This is a genomic window from Vibrio sp. B1-2, assembly GCF_963888445.1.
GTDB lineage: Bacteria > Pseudomonadota > Gammaproteobacteria > Enterobacterales > Vibrionaceae > Vibrio > Vibrio anguillarum.
On sequence record NZ_CAWPJH010000042.1, the window covers coordinates 199,664 to 216,448 of the forward strand.

The 16,785-nt window shown below is 45.1% G+C and carries 11 protein-coding genes; 6 read left to right on the forward strand and 5 right to left on the reverse strand.

From position 1 onward, the window contains the following. The first annotated feature begins 365 nt into the window (after positions 1 to 365). On the forward strand, positions 366 to 1,808 hold the full coding sequence (locus tag AACQ75_RS15625; RefSeq protein ID WP_170889011.1) for a glyceraldehyde-3-phosphate dehydrogenase: 1,443 nt from the start codon (positions 366 to 368) through the stop codon (positions 1,806 to 1,808). A 106-nt stretch (positions 1,809 to 1,914) separates the two neighbouring features. On the opposite strand, the gene AACQ75_RS15630 is transcribed toward AACQ75_RS15625, so the two are convergent. Together AACQ75_RS15630 and hcp are read right to left on the reverse strand one after the other, a co-directional pair. Beyond that, positions 1,915 to 2,970, reverse strand: a complete 1,056-nt coding sequence (locus AACQ75_RS15630) for a hybrid-cluster NAD(P)-dependent oxidoreductase (RefSeq protein ID WP_170889012.1) — start codon at positions 2,968 to 2,970, stop codon at positions 1,915 to 1,917. Between the two features lie 95 nt (positions 2,971 to 3,065). After that, positions 3,066 to 4,727: a hydroxylamine reductase gene (gene hcp, locus AACQ75_RS15635; protein WP_017045073.1), complete on the reverse strand. Its 1,662-nt coding sequence runs from the start codon at positions 4,725 to 4,727 to the stop codon at positions 3,066 to 3,068. A gap of 329 nt (positions 4,728 to 5,056) precedes the next feature. Between hcp and AACQ75_RS15640 the strand changes: the two genes are divergently transcribed. Next, entirely contained in the window at positions 5,057 to 5,266 is a 210-nt protein-coding gene (locus AACQ75_RS15640) for a hypothetical protein (protein WP_017045072.1), read from the forward strand. Between the two features lie 81 nt (positions 5,267 to 5,347). Here AACQ75_RS15640 and AACQ75_RS15645 read toward each other — a convergent pair whose 3' ends face one another. Then, on the reverse strand, positions 5,348 to 5,962 hold the full coding sequence (locus AACQ75_RS15645) for a LysE family translocator (RefSeq protein ID WP_013868407.1): 615 nt from the start codon (positions 5,960 to 5,962) through the stop codon (positions 5,348 to 5,350). A 191-nt stretch (positions 5,963 to 6,153) separates the two neighbouring features. Here AACQ75_RS15645 and yjeH point away from each other — a divergent pair, with 191 nt between their 5' ends. Further along, positions 6,154 to 7,431 (forward strand): L-methionine/branched-chain amino acid transporter, encoded by a 1,278-nt coding sequence (gene yjeH, locus AACQ75_RS15650; RefSeq protein ID WP_170889013.1) that lies wholly within the window; start codon positions 6,154 to 6,156, stop codon positions 7,429 to 7,431. Between the two features lie 128 nt (positions 7,432 to 7,559). Here yjeH and AACQ75_RS15655 read toward each other — a convergent pair whose 3' ends face one another. After that, positions 7,560 to 9,296, reverse strand: a complete 1,737-nt coding sequence (locus AACQ75_RS15655) for a methyl-accepting chemotaxis protein (RefSeq protein ID WP_047688716.1) — start codon at positions 9,294 to 9,296, stop codon at positions 7,560 to 7,562. A gap of 139 nt (positions 9,297 to 9,435) precedes the next feature. After that, positions 9,436 to 13,404: a response regulator gene (locus tag AACQ75_RS15660; RefSeq protein WP_170889014.1), complete on the reverse strand. Its 3,969-nt coding sequence runs from the start codon at positions 13,402 to 13,404 to the stop codon at positions 9,436 to 9,438. A gap of 123 nt (positions 13,405 to 13,527) precedes the next feature. Here AACQ75_RS15660 and AACQ75_RS15665 point away from each other — a divergent pair, with 123 nt between their 5' ends. From AACQ75_RS15665 to AACQ75_RS15675, 3 genes are all read left to right on the forward strand, one after another. After that, complete coding sequence (locus AACQ75_RS15665) at positions 13,528 to 14,622, forward strand: response regulator (protein ID WP_013868403.1); 1,095 nt, start codon at positions 13,528 to 13,530, stop codon at positions 14,620 to 14,622. Between the two features lie 42 nt (positions 14,623 to 14,664). Continuing rightward, complete coding sequence (locus AACQ75_RS15670; RefSeq protein WP_047688721.1) at positions 14,665 to 15,114, forward strand: GNAT family N-acetyltransferase; 450 nt, start codon at positions 14,665 to 14,667, stop codon at positions 15,112 to 15,114. Between the two features lie 280 nt (positions 15,115 to 15,394). Continuing rightward, positions 15,395 to 16,723 carry an anaerobic C4-dicarboxylate transporter gene (locus AACQ75_RS15675; RefSeq protein WP_013868401.1) on the forward strand — a complete coding sequence of 443 codons (1,329 nt, stop codon included), beginning with the start codon at positions 15,395 to 15,397 and terminating at the stop codon, positions 16,721 to 16,723. The last annotated feature ends 62 nt before the right edge of the window (positions 16,724 to 16,785 follow it).

The window sequence follows — 16,785 nt, forward strand, 5'->3', positions numbered from 1 at the left end:
ACCACATTTTAAGATAACAATTTGAATCTAATCTCATTTTTATGAAAAAGAAAAACCATTCCACATCAAATATTTGAAGCAGACCATTATCATCACAAAATAAGTCGCGACTTTAGAATTTGTCAATATCTCTAACCACCGCCAAAAACCACTCAATACGCTGATTTTTACCTAGTTTTCAGTAAAAAATGTCGTCATTATTTTTGCTAGCAGAATAACCATTCCACATTTACAATCCGGCCACATAAAAACAACAATAAACATCGACTTGTATCTCAGCACAGATGACCGTGCAAGATACGCGTTCACCAGCCCTACACTGTGAACATTACTGCTTAACATAACGTGAAAGGTCCCAAGTCAATATGAGCCCAGAGAAACATCTCTCAGACTGGCAAGCCAGCCAAACGATTGCTGAATCTATGTCTCCCCTCATCGGTCAGCTTTATCGCCAACAAGGTGTTGAAGTGGTTTTATTTGGAAAAACACTCATCAACGCTACCACCATTGATATCATCAAAGCACATCGCGTTGTCCGTCGCTACACGGGCGAGGCGCTTTCAACCCAGCAAACGATGTCGATTTTACAAAAGTTGACCACGCTTGCTCTGTCGCCATGTCGTGTCGACATTGGCCAACTTGCTCATCAATTTTGGCAACAACATGATGATGAACATGGCCTTGAGGATTACCTGCTAACGGCGCTTAATGGTGCGTTGAATGGTGAAACACTCAGTGAACCTAAGGATGTGGTGCTGTACGGTTTTGGTCGTATTGGTCGCTTGCTGACTCGTCTTTTGATAGAAAAAAGTGGCCCGGGCTATCCACTGCGCTTGCGAGCGATTGTCGTTCGTGGGGGTAAAGCAGGAGATTTAGAAAAACGGGCAAGCTTGCTACGCCGTGACTCAGTTCATGGCCAGTTTAACGGCAGCATCATCATCGATGAGGCTCGCAAGGCCATTATTGCCAACGGCAATTATATCCAAATCATCTACGCCAATAAGCCACAAGAGGTTGATTATTCACACTATGGTATTCATAACGCGTTAGTGGTCGACAATACCGGTGTCTGGCGTGATAGCGAAGGGCTTAGTCAACACTTGAACTGTCAAGGGGCAAGCAAGGTGCTGCTGACAGCACCCGGCAAAGGTGAGATTAAAAATATCGTGTTCGGCGTAAACCACGCCGATATTCAGCCCGAAGACACCATTATCTCAGCCGCCAGTTGCACCACCAACGCTATCACACCTGTATTGAAAGCGATTCATGATCAATATGGCGTACTTTCTGGCCATATCGAAACGGTGCACTCTTTTACCAATGACCAAAACCTTATCGACAATTTCCATTCAGGTGAACGACGTGGCCGCAGCGCATCGCTCAACATGGTGTTAACCTCAACGGGTGCCGCCAAAGCGGTTGCAAAAGCGTTACCTGAACTCGCGGGTAAGTTAACCGGTAATGCAATTCGTGTCCCCACGCCAAATGTGTCGATGGCCGTGGCTAACCTCAACTTAGCCAATGCAGTGAATAAGCAAGATCTCAACGCATATCTACGTGAAATGGCGCTTAGCTCGCCGCTTTCAGCGCAAATTGATTACACCGACTCAACAGAAATTGTCTCCAGTGATTTGGTTGGCTCTCGCCATGCTGGCGTAGTTGATGGCGCAGCGACGATCGCTCAAGATAACCGTTGCGTGCTCTACATTTGGTATGACAATGAATTTGGCTACAGCGGCCAAGTTGTACATTGTATGGAGCAGATGATGGGCGTTCGTTACCGAACTTTCCCAACTACCGCCCAGTAAACGGCTTAATATTATTTTTATCTCCACAACATAATAATAGTGAGTGTTTATCTCACCTCCCCCTGCTTGCCGCCTTTTGATATAAGGCGGCTTTTTTATGAAGCGATCAGTTCAATGAGACTTCAACGTCCGAAACTAATCTGCTCGAACACGCTAAGGCATAGCCTTGTTCAATCTCTTGTGCACTCAATGTTTCGGTGCTCAAACGCTCGACCATACCCACCTTCACTTTGCATTTGCACGATCCGCATATCCCACTTCGGCAAGCCGCAATCATTGGTACGTTACCTTTCTCTAACGCATCGAGCAGTAAACTGCCCTTTTTCACGGTCACGGATGATGCAAACGCTGGCGTGCTGACTGTCACCTCCTGAGGCTCAATCTCGTCTTGATCTGAGCTCTCTTGTTTGTGGTGGCTCACTTCGCTTTCATACACTGATGGAGTAAAACTCTCTTCAAAGAAGTGTGCCATATCAAAATTAAGCTGTTGTAGGTAGCTTTTAACATCTTGCATAAAACCAACGGGACCGCACAGATACACACTGCGCTCGGCAATATCAGGGCACAATCGGACCAACCAAGCCTGACTCAGCCGCCCTTGTTGATGCGAGCTGCCCTTCGTCTCTTTCAGCAGAAGTTTTAAATGAAACTGCGGATAACATTGTGCCAGTTGTTGCAGCTCTGCGTAATAAATGGTGTCGGAAACACTTTTGGCGACATGAATAAAATCGATCTCAATGTCGCCTTGTCGCAGCCATTGTTGCGCCATAGCCATCACAGGGGTAACACCACAACCCGCACTGATCAGTGTCACTTTTCGTTTCGGCGCGCAATCTACACTGTTAAATGCACCCTGCGGTTGTAGCACCGAGACTGTATCGCCAACACTCAATGCATCGACAATATGGTTTGAAACCTTTCCGCCTACTACTCGTTTAACCGTAAAGCGCAGAAAGTTTTGCTGTGGCATTGAACTGATGGAGTAAGCACGAAACGCCACGCCTTCTGGTAATTCAAAGCCTAAAGTTGCAAATTGACCCGGTTTAAAATGAAAGGCGCTCTCTTCTTTCGAGGCCAGTTCAAAACTGACGCTTTCCTCGGTTTCTGCCCATTTTTGGCGGCAACTTAATTCAAGCACATCTTGGTAAGCCCAAGCTGACATACCCATCCCTCATACAATACTTTTTTCAAATCATGCTTTATTCAAACATCTTAAGCGGCATTAGGCTCTGAACACGCAGAGCCTAATGCTGACGATTACGCAGCCAAAATTGTTTTTAAATCATTCTCAGCAGTAGTAATTCCTCGTAGATCGAACTCTTGTTGCAAAATCTTCATCAAGTTTTCGGTGAGGAATGCTGGTGCGGTTGGGCCGGTATAAATTCCTTTCACACCTAACGCGAGTAGCGTCAGTAGAATAACAATCGCCTTTTGTTCAAACCAAGAAAGAACCAATGTCAGTGGGAGATCATTCACACCACAATCAAACTCACTGGCCAGTGCGAGTGCCAGTTGAATCGCTGAATACGCATCGTTACATTGGCCAACATCTAATAGACGCGGTATGCCATTGATGTCACCAAACTGATTTTTATTGAAGCGGAATTTGCCACACGCCAACGTTAAAATGAGGCTATCTTCCGGCGCTTGCGTCGTGAAATCAGTGTAGTAACTGCGTTCAGATTTATCACCATCACAACCTCCTACAAGGAAGAAGTGTTTGATGTGGCCCTGTTTGACTTGTTCAATCACGGCTGGCGCGGCCGCCATCAATGCATTACGACCAAAACCAACCGTAATATGTTGCTCTATTTCATCGTGTTTAAAACCGGGCTGGGCTAACGCGCACTCGATCACTTCACTGAAATCGTCACCTTCAACGTGTGCCACACCCGGCCAGCCGACAATACTGCGGGTAAATAGGCGGTCGGCATACTGCCCTACATTCGGGTTGAGCAAGCAGTTTGATGTCATCACTATTGCACCGGGGAAGTTAGCAAACTCTTTTTGCTGATTTTGCCAAGCACTACCATAGTTGCCCACAAGATGCGGATATTTCTTTAGCTGCGGGTAAGCGTGAGCAGGCAACATCTCACCATTGGTATAGACATTAATGCCTTTACCCTGAGTCTGTTGCAGAATTTTTTCCAGATCATGCAAGTCATGGCCTGAAACCAAGATGCACTTACCCGCCACCGTTTTCACATTGACGCTCGTAGGTTCAGGGTGACCAAAGGTTTCGGTTTCACCCGTATCTAACATCTCCATAATGCGGTAATTGACCATACCAATTTGCATTGCCGTATCGAGTAACGCTTGCAGGTCAGTTGGATCAGTGCCAAGCCAAGCCATAATTTGGTGGTATTCAGCGTACACGGCTTGATCACTTTGGCCTAAAACGCGAGCATGTTCTAAGTAAGCCGCCGCACCCTTTAACCCATATAAACAAAGCAAACGCAAGCCAATCACATCTTCATGTAGGCTTTCACGCCCACGGTTAACGGCTGCTATCGGTGCGAATGCTAACAACGCTTCTTTGGTTTGTGGTAACTCAAATCTCGCAGCGGCCGACAACTCTGGCAATTCAAATCCGATAAGTACCGCAGCCGCTCTCACGTTTTCTTCCAAACGTTGACGGTACTGCGTGGAGTCTTGAACGAGTTCAAGGATACGTTCAGGATCGAAATTGACATTGGTTAACGTGGCAAAGAAGGCTCTGGGAGCCCATTGATCAATTTCTTGATCGATCACACCACACGCTCGACCTAAATTGGCCCAAAAAGAGACGCCCTGTAATGAATACACTAATACATCTTGTAAGTCTGAAACTTCAGCCGTTTTACCGCACATGCCTTGAGAGTAGGCACAACCTTTTGCCACAGGGGTTTGAATGGTTTGTTCACATTGAATACAGAACATTATTTTAGCTCCAGTTATTTGAGGCGTGTCGATCACGCTTATTATCCGAAGCCTTTAGGGCATAATACATGCCAACATATAACCACTTGTTTTTAAAAAGAATAAATAAAAAACCATACAACAACAATGTCAATTTGACTGCCAAAAAATAACAAACAAAGACACCAAGGTGTCAAAATGACTCAAAATTTGAACTACCTGTCAGAGTCCCAATATTATTGGGGGAATCAACGTCGTCCATACAACTCCAAAAATTAGAGACACAACATTCATGTTGGATTCATCTTGGCTGCGTTAACCTAGCTTCAATTCAGAAAGAGGTACAGGTTATGAATAGATTTATTGTGACTACATTTGCGCTGGTTGTAGGGTTTTTCGCGTTGATGCTGAGTTTGCTGCTCGCCATTCCTCTCGCTATTGCAGCGATCATCACTGGCAAACGTATAGAAAAGCAGCTCAAGCGCCACACCTTTACGTCAAAAAGCGGCTACGTTATTGAAGGTGAATATGAAGAAAAAACTCAAGCACACTATCGATGAAAACCCTATTCGCCCTCTTTCATTGGCACGGCGAAACTCATTAGAAGTGGGAGGCATTTCCTCCCGCTTTTTTGGTATTAGCTAAAGAGTCATGACGACACGGATGGCAAGCGCAATCAGTACTACGCCCGACAAACGGTCAATCAATACGGCACGCGCGCGCAGTTTATCGAGTAATATTGGGCTAGAAAGAATTAAGGTGATGAACGTATACCAAAGCCCATCCACTAAAAATGGTGTTAACACAATAATAGCTTTGCTACTCAGTTCGTTGCCGATGGCGACAAATTGACTGAATAACGCGATGAAAAATAGCGCGATTTTAGGACTAAGCAGAGAAATCAATAATCCCTCTTTAGCCGACTGCCACACACTGACCGTCTCACCCGATTCTAATTTAGCCGCCACGCCCCCTTTTGAACGTAATGCATTGATACCCAAATAGGCCAAATACAACGCGCCTGCATAGCCTACTGTCTTAAACAGTAAGGGGGATTGATGCAGTACAACCGCTAAGCCAATTAAGGTAATGAAGGCATAGACACCAATACCAAATGCGTGCGCCCACGCCGTTGCAAACCCATTTTTACGCCCACCAGCGAGGCTGTGTTTGGCCACCATAGCTAGGCTTGGCCCTGGCGACATCGCGCCTAAAATACAAATGGTAAATAGTGATAACCAAACGGTGAATGTCATGGATTTCTCGCTGTTGTTTCGGTGATTTAAGGTAATGACGATAACGAAATGACTCGCATAACGCTACCTGAATGTGGCGCTGCCCAAACGGCCTGATATTGCAGGTTAGCCGCTGCACCCAATGGGCATAGGCAAACTGAGATAGATGAATATTATTTCGCTTCAGCGTATGCTAACCGCCAGAACGATATTTGGGAACGGAAGCCGTGAATAAGTTAAAACAAGAGATCACCTTGCTGTCTGGTATTGGACAACTTTCCACCACTTTAATGGGAACAGGGTTATTTATGATCCCAGCGATTGCCGCTGGTATTGCAGGTGAGCTCTCACTGTGGGCATGGCTACTGCTGTTTGTGGCGATTTGCCCGATTGCACTGACGTTTGCCGCTCTGGGTAAGCGTTACCCTAACGCCGGCGGAACCGCCTACTTTGTCCGCCAAGCTTTTAACGCTAAGTTGGAACGCTCGGTTGCTTGGCTTTTTGTCAGCGTGATCCCTGTCGGCGTTCCGGCCGCTGTCGCATTGGCGGCAGGCTTTGCTCAACAACTCCTCCCTGCGCCACTGAACTCGGCGATGATGGCGCAAGTATTAACCGTACTGTTGCTGATTGCGGTCAATTTGGCGGGCACCAAATCTTCCGGGCAGTTACAAACCGTTATTGCGCTGAGCATTTTCGTATTAGTTGGTGCTTTTTTCTGGATAGGCGATGTTGGTGCTGCAGATTTAACCATGCCCGCACTCAGCACGGACAGTATTTGGCCGATTGGCGCCGCACTCGGAGTGATGTTCTGGTGTTTCGTCGGGATTGAAGCGTTCGCTCATATGGGAGAAGAGTTTAAAAACCCACAGCGCGATTTTCCAATCGCGATCATTGTCGGCTGCTTTGTGGCTGGAATCACCTATTGGGCATGCTCGGTGGTCATCCTTAAATTTGGTGCGTATGGCAGCGCAGAATTTGATAGCACCTCCATTCCTTGGCTGAGCGAACAAATTTTTGGTAGCAGTTTGGCAACGGTGATAAGCCTTATCGGCTTTTTTGCATGCTTTGCGAGCATCAATTTATACACACAAAGCTTATCTCGCATGGTGTGGGCACAAGCAAGGCAATATCGACCAGAAAGCGCAATCGCCAGAATTTCAATCCGCGGCGTCCCAGCCAATGCAACCATTGCTGTTGGAGTTGTATTAATGGCTTCTTGCCTGCTTGGTGAATGGTCTGGTCTTAATCTGGAATTTTTCCTAAAACTTGCGAATGGAATCTTTGTCTTAGTTTATTTGTTAGCGATGTTCGCCGCTTATAAATTGCTCAGTGGCATCAACAAACTGTTGGCGGCAATTTCGTTGATCCTCTGCACTGCGGTATTTATCTGCTTAGGCTGGTCAATGCTGTATGCTCTGACTATCTTCATTTTGCTCTCTTTACCTTGGCAACGTTTGGCAAGAAAAAGTCAGTCGAAGCAAGAGCTTTAACTTATCGCTTACCTTGCGGTATTGCCGTGACCACTTAAGTGGGCATCATTCTGCAAATAAAAATTTTGCCGAAATAAAAGGCTCTCAGTATAGAGAGCCTAAAAAATAGCAAGGAGAGGATATTAAATTTAAGTGCGGATGTGCTTAATCGCGCTGTTTAACTCATCGACATTACGTTGCAAATCAACAACGACAGGCCCGAGTTGATTGATGGCAACGTTCATATCACCCGAAAGGGCTTTAATATTACTAAGATTGCTGGAAATTTCGTCGCTCACAGCCAATTGTTCTTCTGTCGCAGCCGATATCGACGTATTCAATTTATGGATCTCAATCGCCGATCCTTGGATGGTACCAAGCGCTTCGTTCGCCACCGACATATTAGAGCGCGTTGACTGCATTTTATCAGCACTCACCCGGATCGTTTTGGTCGATTGTTCTGCTTTCTCTTGCAGCATCGAAATCATGCTTTCGATCTCACCCGTCGATTGTTGAGTTCGTTGGGCAAGTGAGCGTACTTCATCCGCTACCACCGCAAAACCGCGACCTTGCTCACCCGCACGAGCAGCCTCTATCGCCGCGTTCAACGCCAGTAGGTTGGTTTGTTCAGCAATCGCTTTAATCACATCAAGCACATTACCAACGTTATTAGACTCATTCGCAAGTTGCTGGATGATCTCGGATGTTTTGGTAAATTCACCCTCTAATTCACCGAATTCATGGGTCGTTTTATCAAAGACCTGTTTACTGGTACTGGCTTCTTTTTCCGCGCTGCCCGCATACTCTTCTGCCATGGTGGTGCTTTCCGCCACGCTAGAGAGCGCCGATGTCATCTCTTCCATCGCCGTCGCCGCCATTTCAAGTTCTTGATTTTGCTGATTCGCCACTTTGACGTTTTGTTTGGTGACATCGCTTATCGTTTCAGAGATGGCCGAAATGGTGTGGTTTACCTGGTTTATTTTGCTAATGGTGGTGGCATAACTACCAAGCACCTTATTAATGGTGCCGCCGATTATACCCAGTTCGTTGTGACTGTTATCGTCAACTCGCAAAGTCAAATCAGAATTTTTGTCTACTTGTTGTAGCAATTTAGCCATGGTATCAATCGGCTTCACTACTTTTCGGTTAACAATGGCATACCCAATAATGGCAATAATAAAAACACTAATTAAGGAGATATTTCCAACCAATACCGTACTTTTTACTTTCTGCGCCGCATCCATGAATTGTTTATTGGTTCGATTTTCTAATTCAATAAAGAACTTATCGATCGGAGCCATGATTTTGGCTTTCTCTTGATGGTATTCATTACTGTGTAAGAGAGAAATCGCCATATTACGGTCTGGCTCTTTTCTAACGGTGTAGTTGCCATTGCTATCAGGATAAAGCCCCTTAACCGCATTCATCGCTTTGACTTCCATGTTCACTAAGCCATCTGAATTAGCTTGAGCTTCTTTGAGCAAACTAAACTCTTGCTGAGTAAAACCAAGATCCGTCATCATTTGGTTGAGAGAGATATTCTTACCGTCTGCTTTAGGCTTTTGTCCATATTGCAGCACAAGGTCCCAATATATCGTGTGGTAGTTCTGCGGGCGAGGTTTCTTACCATTACGAATATCAAGAATATCCATGTACATTTTTTCGTATTTTTCATCGCCACTGACCACATAAGTCCGGCCTAACCGAGTTAAGTCATCAGAGCTTTGACGAAGCTCATCGGCCGCTTGGTAAGATTGATAACGAACTTGAGCCATATTATCAACTTGTTGCATCAGCCCATTGAGCTGCAATACCGTCACAACACTAATGACAATACCAATACCGATGACAGCAAACACGAGCTTCATGGTGTTGTTGATATTCATAAAAGTATCCTTCTTCATTTATCAACGAAATTATTTCTGTTTATTCATTATTATTATTGCTTTTAGCATAGGATGAGAATGGCCAAAATGTCGAATTTTACGCCACAATTATTGCATCAATTTTAAGCACCATCATACTTCAACTTATTTTTTCAGTCGGTACTGGCAACTGAGCCAATACCTCTTTAGCCGCTTCAAAATCAAAATCTTCAATCGCATGCATCAAACTTTTCTTTTGCTCGTCAGACCATAAATTGCATTGTTTAATTTGGTGGATCATATGAATCGCATCAGCATCGTAGTTTTCAACACATTGCACTAATTGTTGGTAGAGCAACGCAATATCACGGTGCTCTTGCTGCGGATGTAATTGTGTCTGCTCCCAATCTCTTAGCTCATCCAACAAAGTAGACATCAACTTTGATACCGTGTTGAGATCTTGAATGGCGGGTTTCGTATGTCGCTGCACAACCCCTTCCATCTCGTTGGCTAGCTGCGCAATAGGCTCAATCCCTAGATTAGCCGCTGAACCTTTTAGGGTGTGCATCACTCGCTCTGCCTCTTCCCACAGCCCCTTATCAATCAATTTAGGGAATGCGGCTATTTCTTGCTGCTGGCTGGCAAGGAAGTGATCCAATATTTCAAAGTATCGCTGCGCATTGCCACCAATTCGGAAAATCGCTTGCTCCACATCAATACCCGTCAATTCTGGGTAGCCAGTGCTCGGTTTCACTTGATTCGGTAATACCGTAGAGGGTACTGGCGTGGTTTCATCCGCCTTTAAATATTTGCGTAGTACGTGGTACAAGCGCTGTACATCAATTGGCTTCGCCACATGATCATTCATACCTGCATTTAAACAGTGCTCGACATCTGAAGACATCGCATTGGCGGTCATTGCAACAATCGGTAGCGTTTTCCACTCCTCATGTTGGCGGATCTCTTTCGTCGCACTGATACCATCCATAATGGGCATCTGCATATCCATCAGCACTAAATCAAAAGCTTCTTGCTGCAATTTCGTCAAAGCTTCTTGTCCATTATTAGCAAGAACAATGCTCAATTGAGTACTTTCTAACAGGCCGAAAGCCACCTCTTGGTTCACTTCGTTATCTTCTACCAAAAGCACTTTTTGCCCAATAAATGTTGGCCTTGTATCATGATCAAGATACTCATGGCTCTGCCTTAATTGCTCGATGCCGTAGCTGTCCATAATGGCATCAAGGAGATTTGATGGGTTCACAGGTTTCACAATCAAGGCATCGACTAATTTACTGTTTTCTCCCACCAAGGAAATTTCTCGGCCGTAAGCCGTAACGAGGAATCGTTTAGTGTTATCAAAAACACCCAATGGTTTCATTCTCTGCAGCAACTCTATGCCATTCATACCCGGCATATTCCAATCAATAAACAGCATATCAAAATGCGTATTGCGAATTTCATCTAGCGCCTCAAAACCGTTACTGACTGACTTCGCTTCAAAATGCATCGCATTGAGCAATGTCATTAAAATATTACGCGCCGAGTCATTATCATCGACTACCAACGCACGTTTGCCTGCTAGAGCGCTGAGTGGCTTAGCGATATCGCGCATTTTGGCTTCTTGCAGGCCACACTCAACCGTGAATTCAAAGGTGGATCCTGACCCTTCTTCACTGCGAACTTGAATGTCGCCACCCATCAATCCGACTAGCTGTTTACTGATGCTAAGCCCCAAGCCCGTGCCTCCATATTGGCGAGTAATGCTATTATCAGCTTGAGAAAATGCAGAGAATAGAGTGGCTACGTTAGATTCAGCAATGCCAATACCTGTATCAGAAACGGTAAACTTCAAGGTCACGTTGGCGTCGTTTTGCCCCACGACTCGTGCCGAAACGATGATCTCCCCTTGTTCGGTAAATTTCACCGCATTGCCACATAAGTTAACGAGAACTTGCCCCAAACGCAGCGGGTCACCCACCAAGCCCACAGGAATATGTGGGTCGATATCTAATAAAAACTCGATGTTTTTCTCTTGGGCTTTTAGCGAAATCAAGGTGGTGAGGTTATCCAATACCTCATCAAGGCTAAAATCAATGTGCTCAACATTCAGCTTGCCCGCCTCTATTTTGGAAAAATCCAAAATGTCGTTAATGATGCCAAGCAAGTTTTTCGCCGATTCATTAATCCGTGAAATGTATTTTTGTTGCGTAGGATTGAGCTCGGTATTGAGTGCTAGATGGGCCATGCCCAAAATGGCATTCATTGGTGTACGGATCTCGTGGCTCATGTTCGCAAGGAAATCGCCTTTGGCTTGGCTCATGGCATCCGCGGTCTCTTTAGCTTCTCTTAACTGCTCTTCCATCTGCTTGCGATCGGTTAAATCAAGCAAAATTCCGACAATTCCAGAGACTTCACCGCGATTATTTTGGAAAGAAGCTTCGTATACCAACATCTCTCTTTTGTGGTGTGAAGCGTCATAGAGAGACAATTCGTAATCTTGCGAAGACTGCTCCTCTCCAAGCCTTTTATGTACTTGGGCAAAAATGGTCGCCGTTTCATTTTGAAAGATATCTTGCGGCGATTTACCGATAATTTGCTCGGCAGACAGGCCAACTAAATCCATAAACTTAGCGTTAATGGTCAGATACGTACCCGAGGCCGACAAGCAATACATGGGGTTCGGCGTCGCATCGAGGATCTCTTGATTCAGTTGAGATTGTTCGAGTACTTTCTGCTCGGCTCGTCGCTGAATTTCAATGTTTTGGCTCAATTGAATACTGACCGATAAGTCATCCAACATTTGCGATAACCACTGAAATTGCAAACTCGACAACGACCCGATAGTACCCAGCTCTAGTAAAGCGACAGGATGCTGATTGACGTGCAGCGGCAAATAATACACTTCGTTAATGACTAACTTGCCACCGTTAAATTCAATGTGACAGTTGCCATCGAGTGCTTTCATCGCATAGGGCTGACCGCTGAGCAACACACTGAGCTGCGTCGATGATGGATCGGTGTATTCTCTGGCCGAATGCTCACCATAACCCACCCCAGCCACTCGTTTTAATACGCCCTCTTGATAGATGTACATGCCAACCATTTCCAAAGGAAATTGATGCAGTAAGAATTGCGTAACTTCATTACACAAACGGTCCGTAGAATCGTTTTTGCGCAGGATGATATTGAAATCTTTAAGCAAGGTATTTTGGCTAAGCTGCTCAGCGATATGATGAAACACCACATTCAAACTGTCGATAAAATGTTGCAGCTCTGCATAGGCGGTTTGAGTGATCGTAAAAGCGTAATCTTCCCGTTTGACTTGAGTCACAACCGTTTTGAGTAGCTGACTTAACGGATTGATGTAAAGACGCCACAGCAGAACAAAGGAGGCGATGATCACGCTGAGTAAAGTTAATACTAACGCCAAGTTTATCCATTCATAACGCAGCGCTTCGCTATCGGCACGTTGAATATTTTGCTCCATGCGTTGCATGATCGATTGATGCGCAGAACCAATCGCCTGCATAATTTTCGCCTTTTCCGCGAAGTATTGGTCACCATAGAGAATAGCCCGAGCCAATTCCAGATCCGGCTCACCTGTGTCGACAAATTCGCCTTGGCTATTCTTTTTCCATCCTTTGATGGCCATGAAGGCTTCTCTTTCGAGTGACACCAGTGAATCAGACAACGTAAGCGCATTTTTGAGCTCTAAAAACTCCACCGATTCAATGCCCGAAAGACGCATTCTATCGAGTAACGAAGGGTTGTCTGGTGCGCCACCCAGTGAGCGGGCAAGCAGTTTGTTTTGTGCAACGACATCCCAAAATTCGTACTCATTCCCTTTCGGTAAAGGCACAGAACCATTTCTGACGCTCAGCACATAATTAAAAAGGTTGAGCCACTTTTCATCGCCCGTCGAAGCGTAGGCTCGAGCAAATTTGGTTAAGTGATCTGAGCTCTGCTTCAACTCTTGCGACAGACGATAGAAACGGTAAAGTTCGTCGTTCAGTTGTCGGCTCTCAGTTCTCAGAGCGGCTACTTTGTCTGTGATACTAAACATCGCAATGGAACATAATCCCATAGCAATAAATAAGACGGTGAATAAAGTTCGGATGGATCGCATGTGAAGCGCCTTCTTAATAATTTTCTCACTCTACTAACGCTGAGATTAGCTATAGTTATTGATAAGTTTAGACTTAAACCCAACCTTCGCCGCTCAATTGCTATTTTTTATTAGGAAAGACTCATGCCCATCGAAAACTTGGACAATTGTACGGTGTTAATCGTCGATGATTCGCCAGATAACCTTGCATTTATGTCACAGGGGTTGGCTAACCGATATCATGTCAAGGCCGCTAAATCAGGCCCGATGGCACTCAGTATCTTAGACAAGTTTTCTATTGACCTAGTGTTGCTCGATATTGTGATGCCGGAAATGTCAGGTTTTGAAGTCATACAAAAGATCATGGCAAACCCTAATACCCAAGACATCCCTGTGATTTTTCTGACCGCAAAAGATAACCCTGAAGATCAAAAACTGGGGTTTGAGTTAGGTGCGGTTGACTATGTATACAAACCCGTAAGCGTACCGTTGCTAAGAGCTAGAGTAGATACTCACCTGCAAAACAAGATCTCAAAAGACATACTGAAAAACCAAAATGGCTACTTGGAAAAAGAGGTGATCAAACGTTCAAATGAATTGGATAAAATGCAAGACGCGGTCGTGTATGCTCTCGCCAGCCTCGCTGAAACCAGAGACCCAGATACTGGTAACCATATCCTGCGAACACAACATTACGTCAAAGCGTTAGCCGAGCAACTGGCTAAGCTGCCAAAATATCAACAAAAGCTAACGCCGAATGTTATTAATACCTACTTTAAAGCCGCCCCTTTACACGATATTGGTAAAGTGGGCATCGCCGACAACATACTATTAAAACCAGGAAAACTGGACAGTGATGAATTTGAGATCATGAAAGGCCATGCCAGCTTAGGGCTACGTGCGCTAGAAAAAGCGGAAAAGATGTCAGGCGCGAAAAATGACCTTATCGATATGGCGAAAGAGATCGCCCATGGGCACCATGAAAAATGGGATGGCTCTGGCTATCCTAACGGTTTACAAGGTGATGCTATACCACTCAGCGCACGGTTAATGGCTGTCGCTGATGTTTATGACGCTCTGATTTGCCGACGCATCTATAAGGAGCCGATGCCTCACGCCGATGCGAAAGGGATTATTTTGGACGGAAGAGGAAGCCATTTTGACCCAGAAGTCATTGATGCCTTCTTGGCAATAGAAGAGCGCTTTATTTCGATTGCCCATGAATACGCCGACGATTGATATCTTGGTAAGCAACGTATTATTAAACAAAAAGATAAACGTATGAAGGTAACCTTTCGCCCCGCAAGTGACAGCGATTATCAATTTGCTTTTGATCTAAAAAAAGTCGCAGAAATGGATGCTATTACGGCGATATTTGGCTGGGATGAAGAGTTGCAGCAAGTGCTGCATCGCCAAGAATGGCATTCTGGTCTACCAACGATCATCTGCGCTGATGGCCAACCGATTGGCACTTATTTACTGCAGAGCAAGCATGAAACGCTCTACTTCTCACGCTTTTTTATTCTGCCAGATTTTCAAAATAGAGGGGTGGGTAGCCAAGTGTTACAACTGGTCGTCAACCAAGCCAATCTGACTCAATACCCATGTAAGCTCTGTTATTTGCAAGGTAGCCCGGTCGGTGCTTTGTATCAGCGATTTGGGTTTACGCACTACCAAATGGACGATGAGTTTTCTCATATGCATTTCATTCCAACGCCCAAAGGCCAATAGCTCAGTACCCTTTGTGCTACCTTAAATTAAGGTTAGCGATCGGCAAACAGCCTACGCGGCGAGAAAATAAGCTTCATCATTAACGCCAGCCCACCTGTAGCACAACAAAATGGTTACATTTGTTTATTCATATTCATTACTTATTGAATAAAATGCGTGAGCAATCTCTGATTAATGTCGTTTCATTTATAGGGTAAATGGTTGTGTGAACAAGGTTTCATCTTTTTTTAACGTTACGTTAGACAATATTTTCATTAACACCTTTGGATAGGAAACAGATATGTTGTATTTGGAATTTTTATTCCTGCTATTAATGCTCTATATAGGCTCACGCTACGGTGGTATTGGCCTTGGTGTGGTTTCTGGTATTGGCTTGGTCATTGAAGTTTTTGTCTTCAAAATGCCACCCACATCACCACCGATCACCGTCATGTTGATCATTCTTGCTGTTGTCACCTGTGCTTCAATACTCGAAGCGGCTGGCGGATTGAAATACATGCTGCAAGTGGCAGAACGTTTACTGCGTAAGAACCCGAAAAATGTCACTTTGATTGCACCGTTCGTCACTTACGCAATGACGTTTATGCTGGGTACTGGCCATGCGGTGTATTCCATCATGCCAATCATTGGTGATGTGGCATTGAAAAATGGGATCCGTCCTGAACGTCCAATGGCTGCGTCTTCTGTTGCTTCGCAAATCGCGATTACCGCTTCCCCAATCTCAGCGGCCGTTGTCTACTACCTTGCTCAATTGTCGAATATTCAACACGAGATCACCTTGCTCTCTATTTTGCTGGTCACTGTACCTGCGACCTTATTCGGTACGCTGTTGATGTCTTTGTACAGCTTGCGCCGCGGGAAAGAACTAGATGATGATCCTGAGTATCAAGAACGTCTGCAAGATCCAGTGTGGAAAGAGAAAATCCTAAACACAACCGCAACAACGCTGAATGAAACGTTACCCGCGGCAGCGCGTAATTCTGTGTTGATTTTCATTGGTGCGATATTAACCATAGTCGTGCTAGCGATGGTGCCAGAAACACGCACTATTGTTGAAGGCAGTAAACCGATCAGTATGGCGGTGGTTATCCAGATGATGATGCTCTGCTTTGGCGGTATCATTTTACTGGCAACCAAAACCGACCCACGAGATGTACCAAACGGTGTGGTATTCAAATCAGGTATGGTGGCGGCAATTGCCATCTTCGGTATCGCTTGGATGTCGGATACCTATTTCCAATACGCGATGCCGCAGTTTAAATCAGGCATTGTTGAGATGGTTACCGACCATCACTGGACCTTCGCGCTTGCACTATTCATTGTTTCTGTTGTGGTGAACTCACAAGCCGCAGTAGCGGTAATGATGCTACCTGTAGGCCTCGGGCTAGGTTTAGAACCTGCGCTACTGGTGGGATTAATGCCCGCACTGTACGGATACTTCTTCATTCCAAACTATCCGTCAGATATTGCAACGGTCAACTTTGATACCACAGGAACCACCAAAATCGGTAAGTACTACTTCAACCACTCGTTCATGTCCGTCGGTTTAATTGGCGTCGTGAGTGCGTGCTGTTTAGGTTATGTGCTGAGCCAAATCATCATTGGTTAACCCACTGTAAATGCCCCAGACTGATACAGCGCTGGGGTGTGTTTACTGCTAAATAAAAAAGT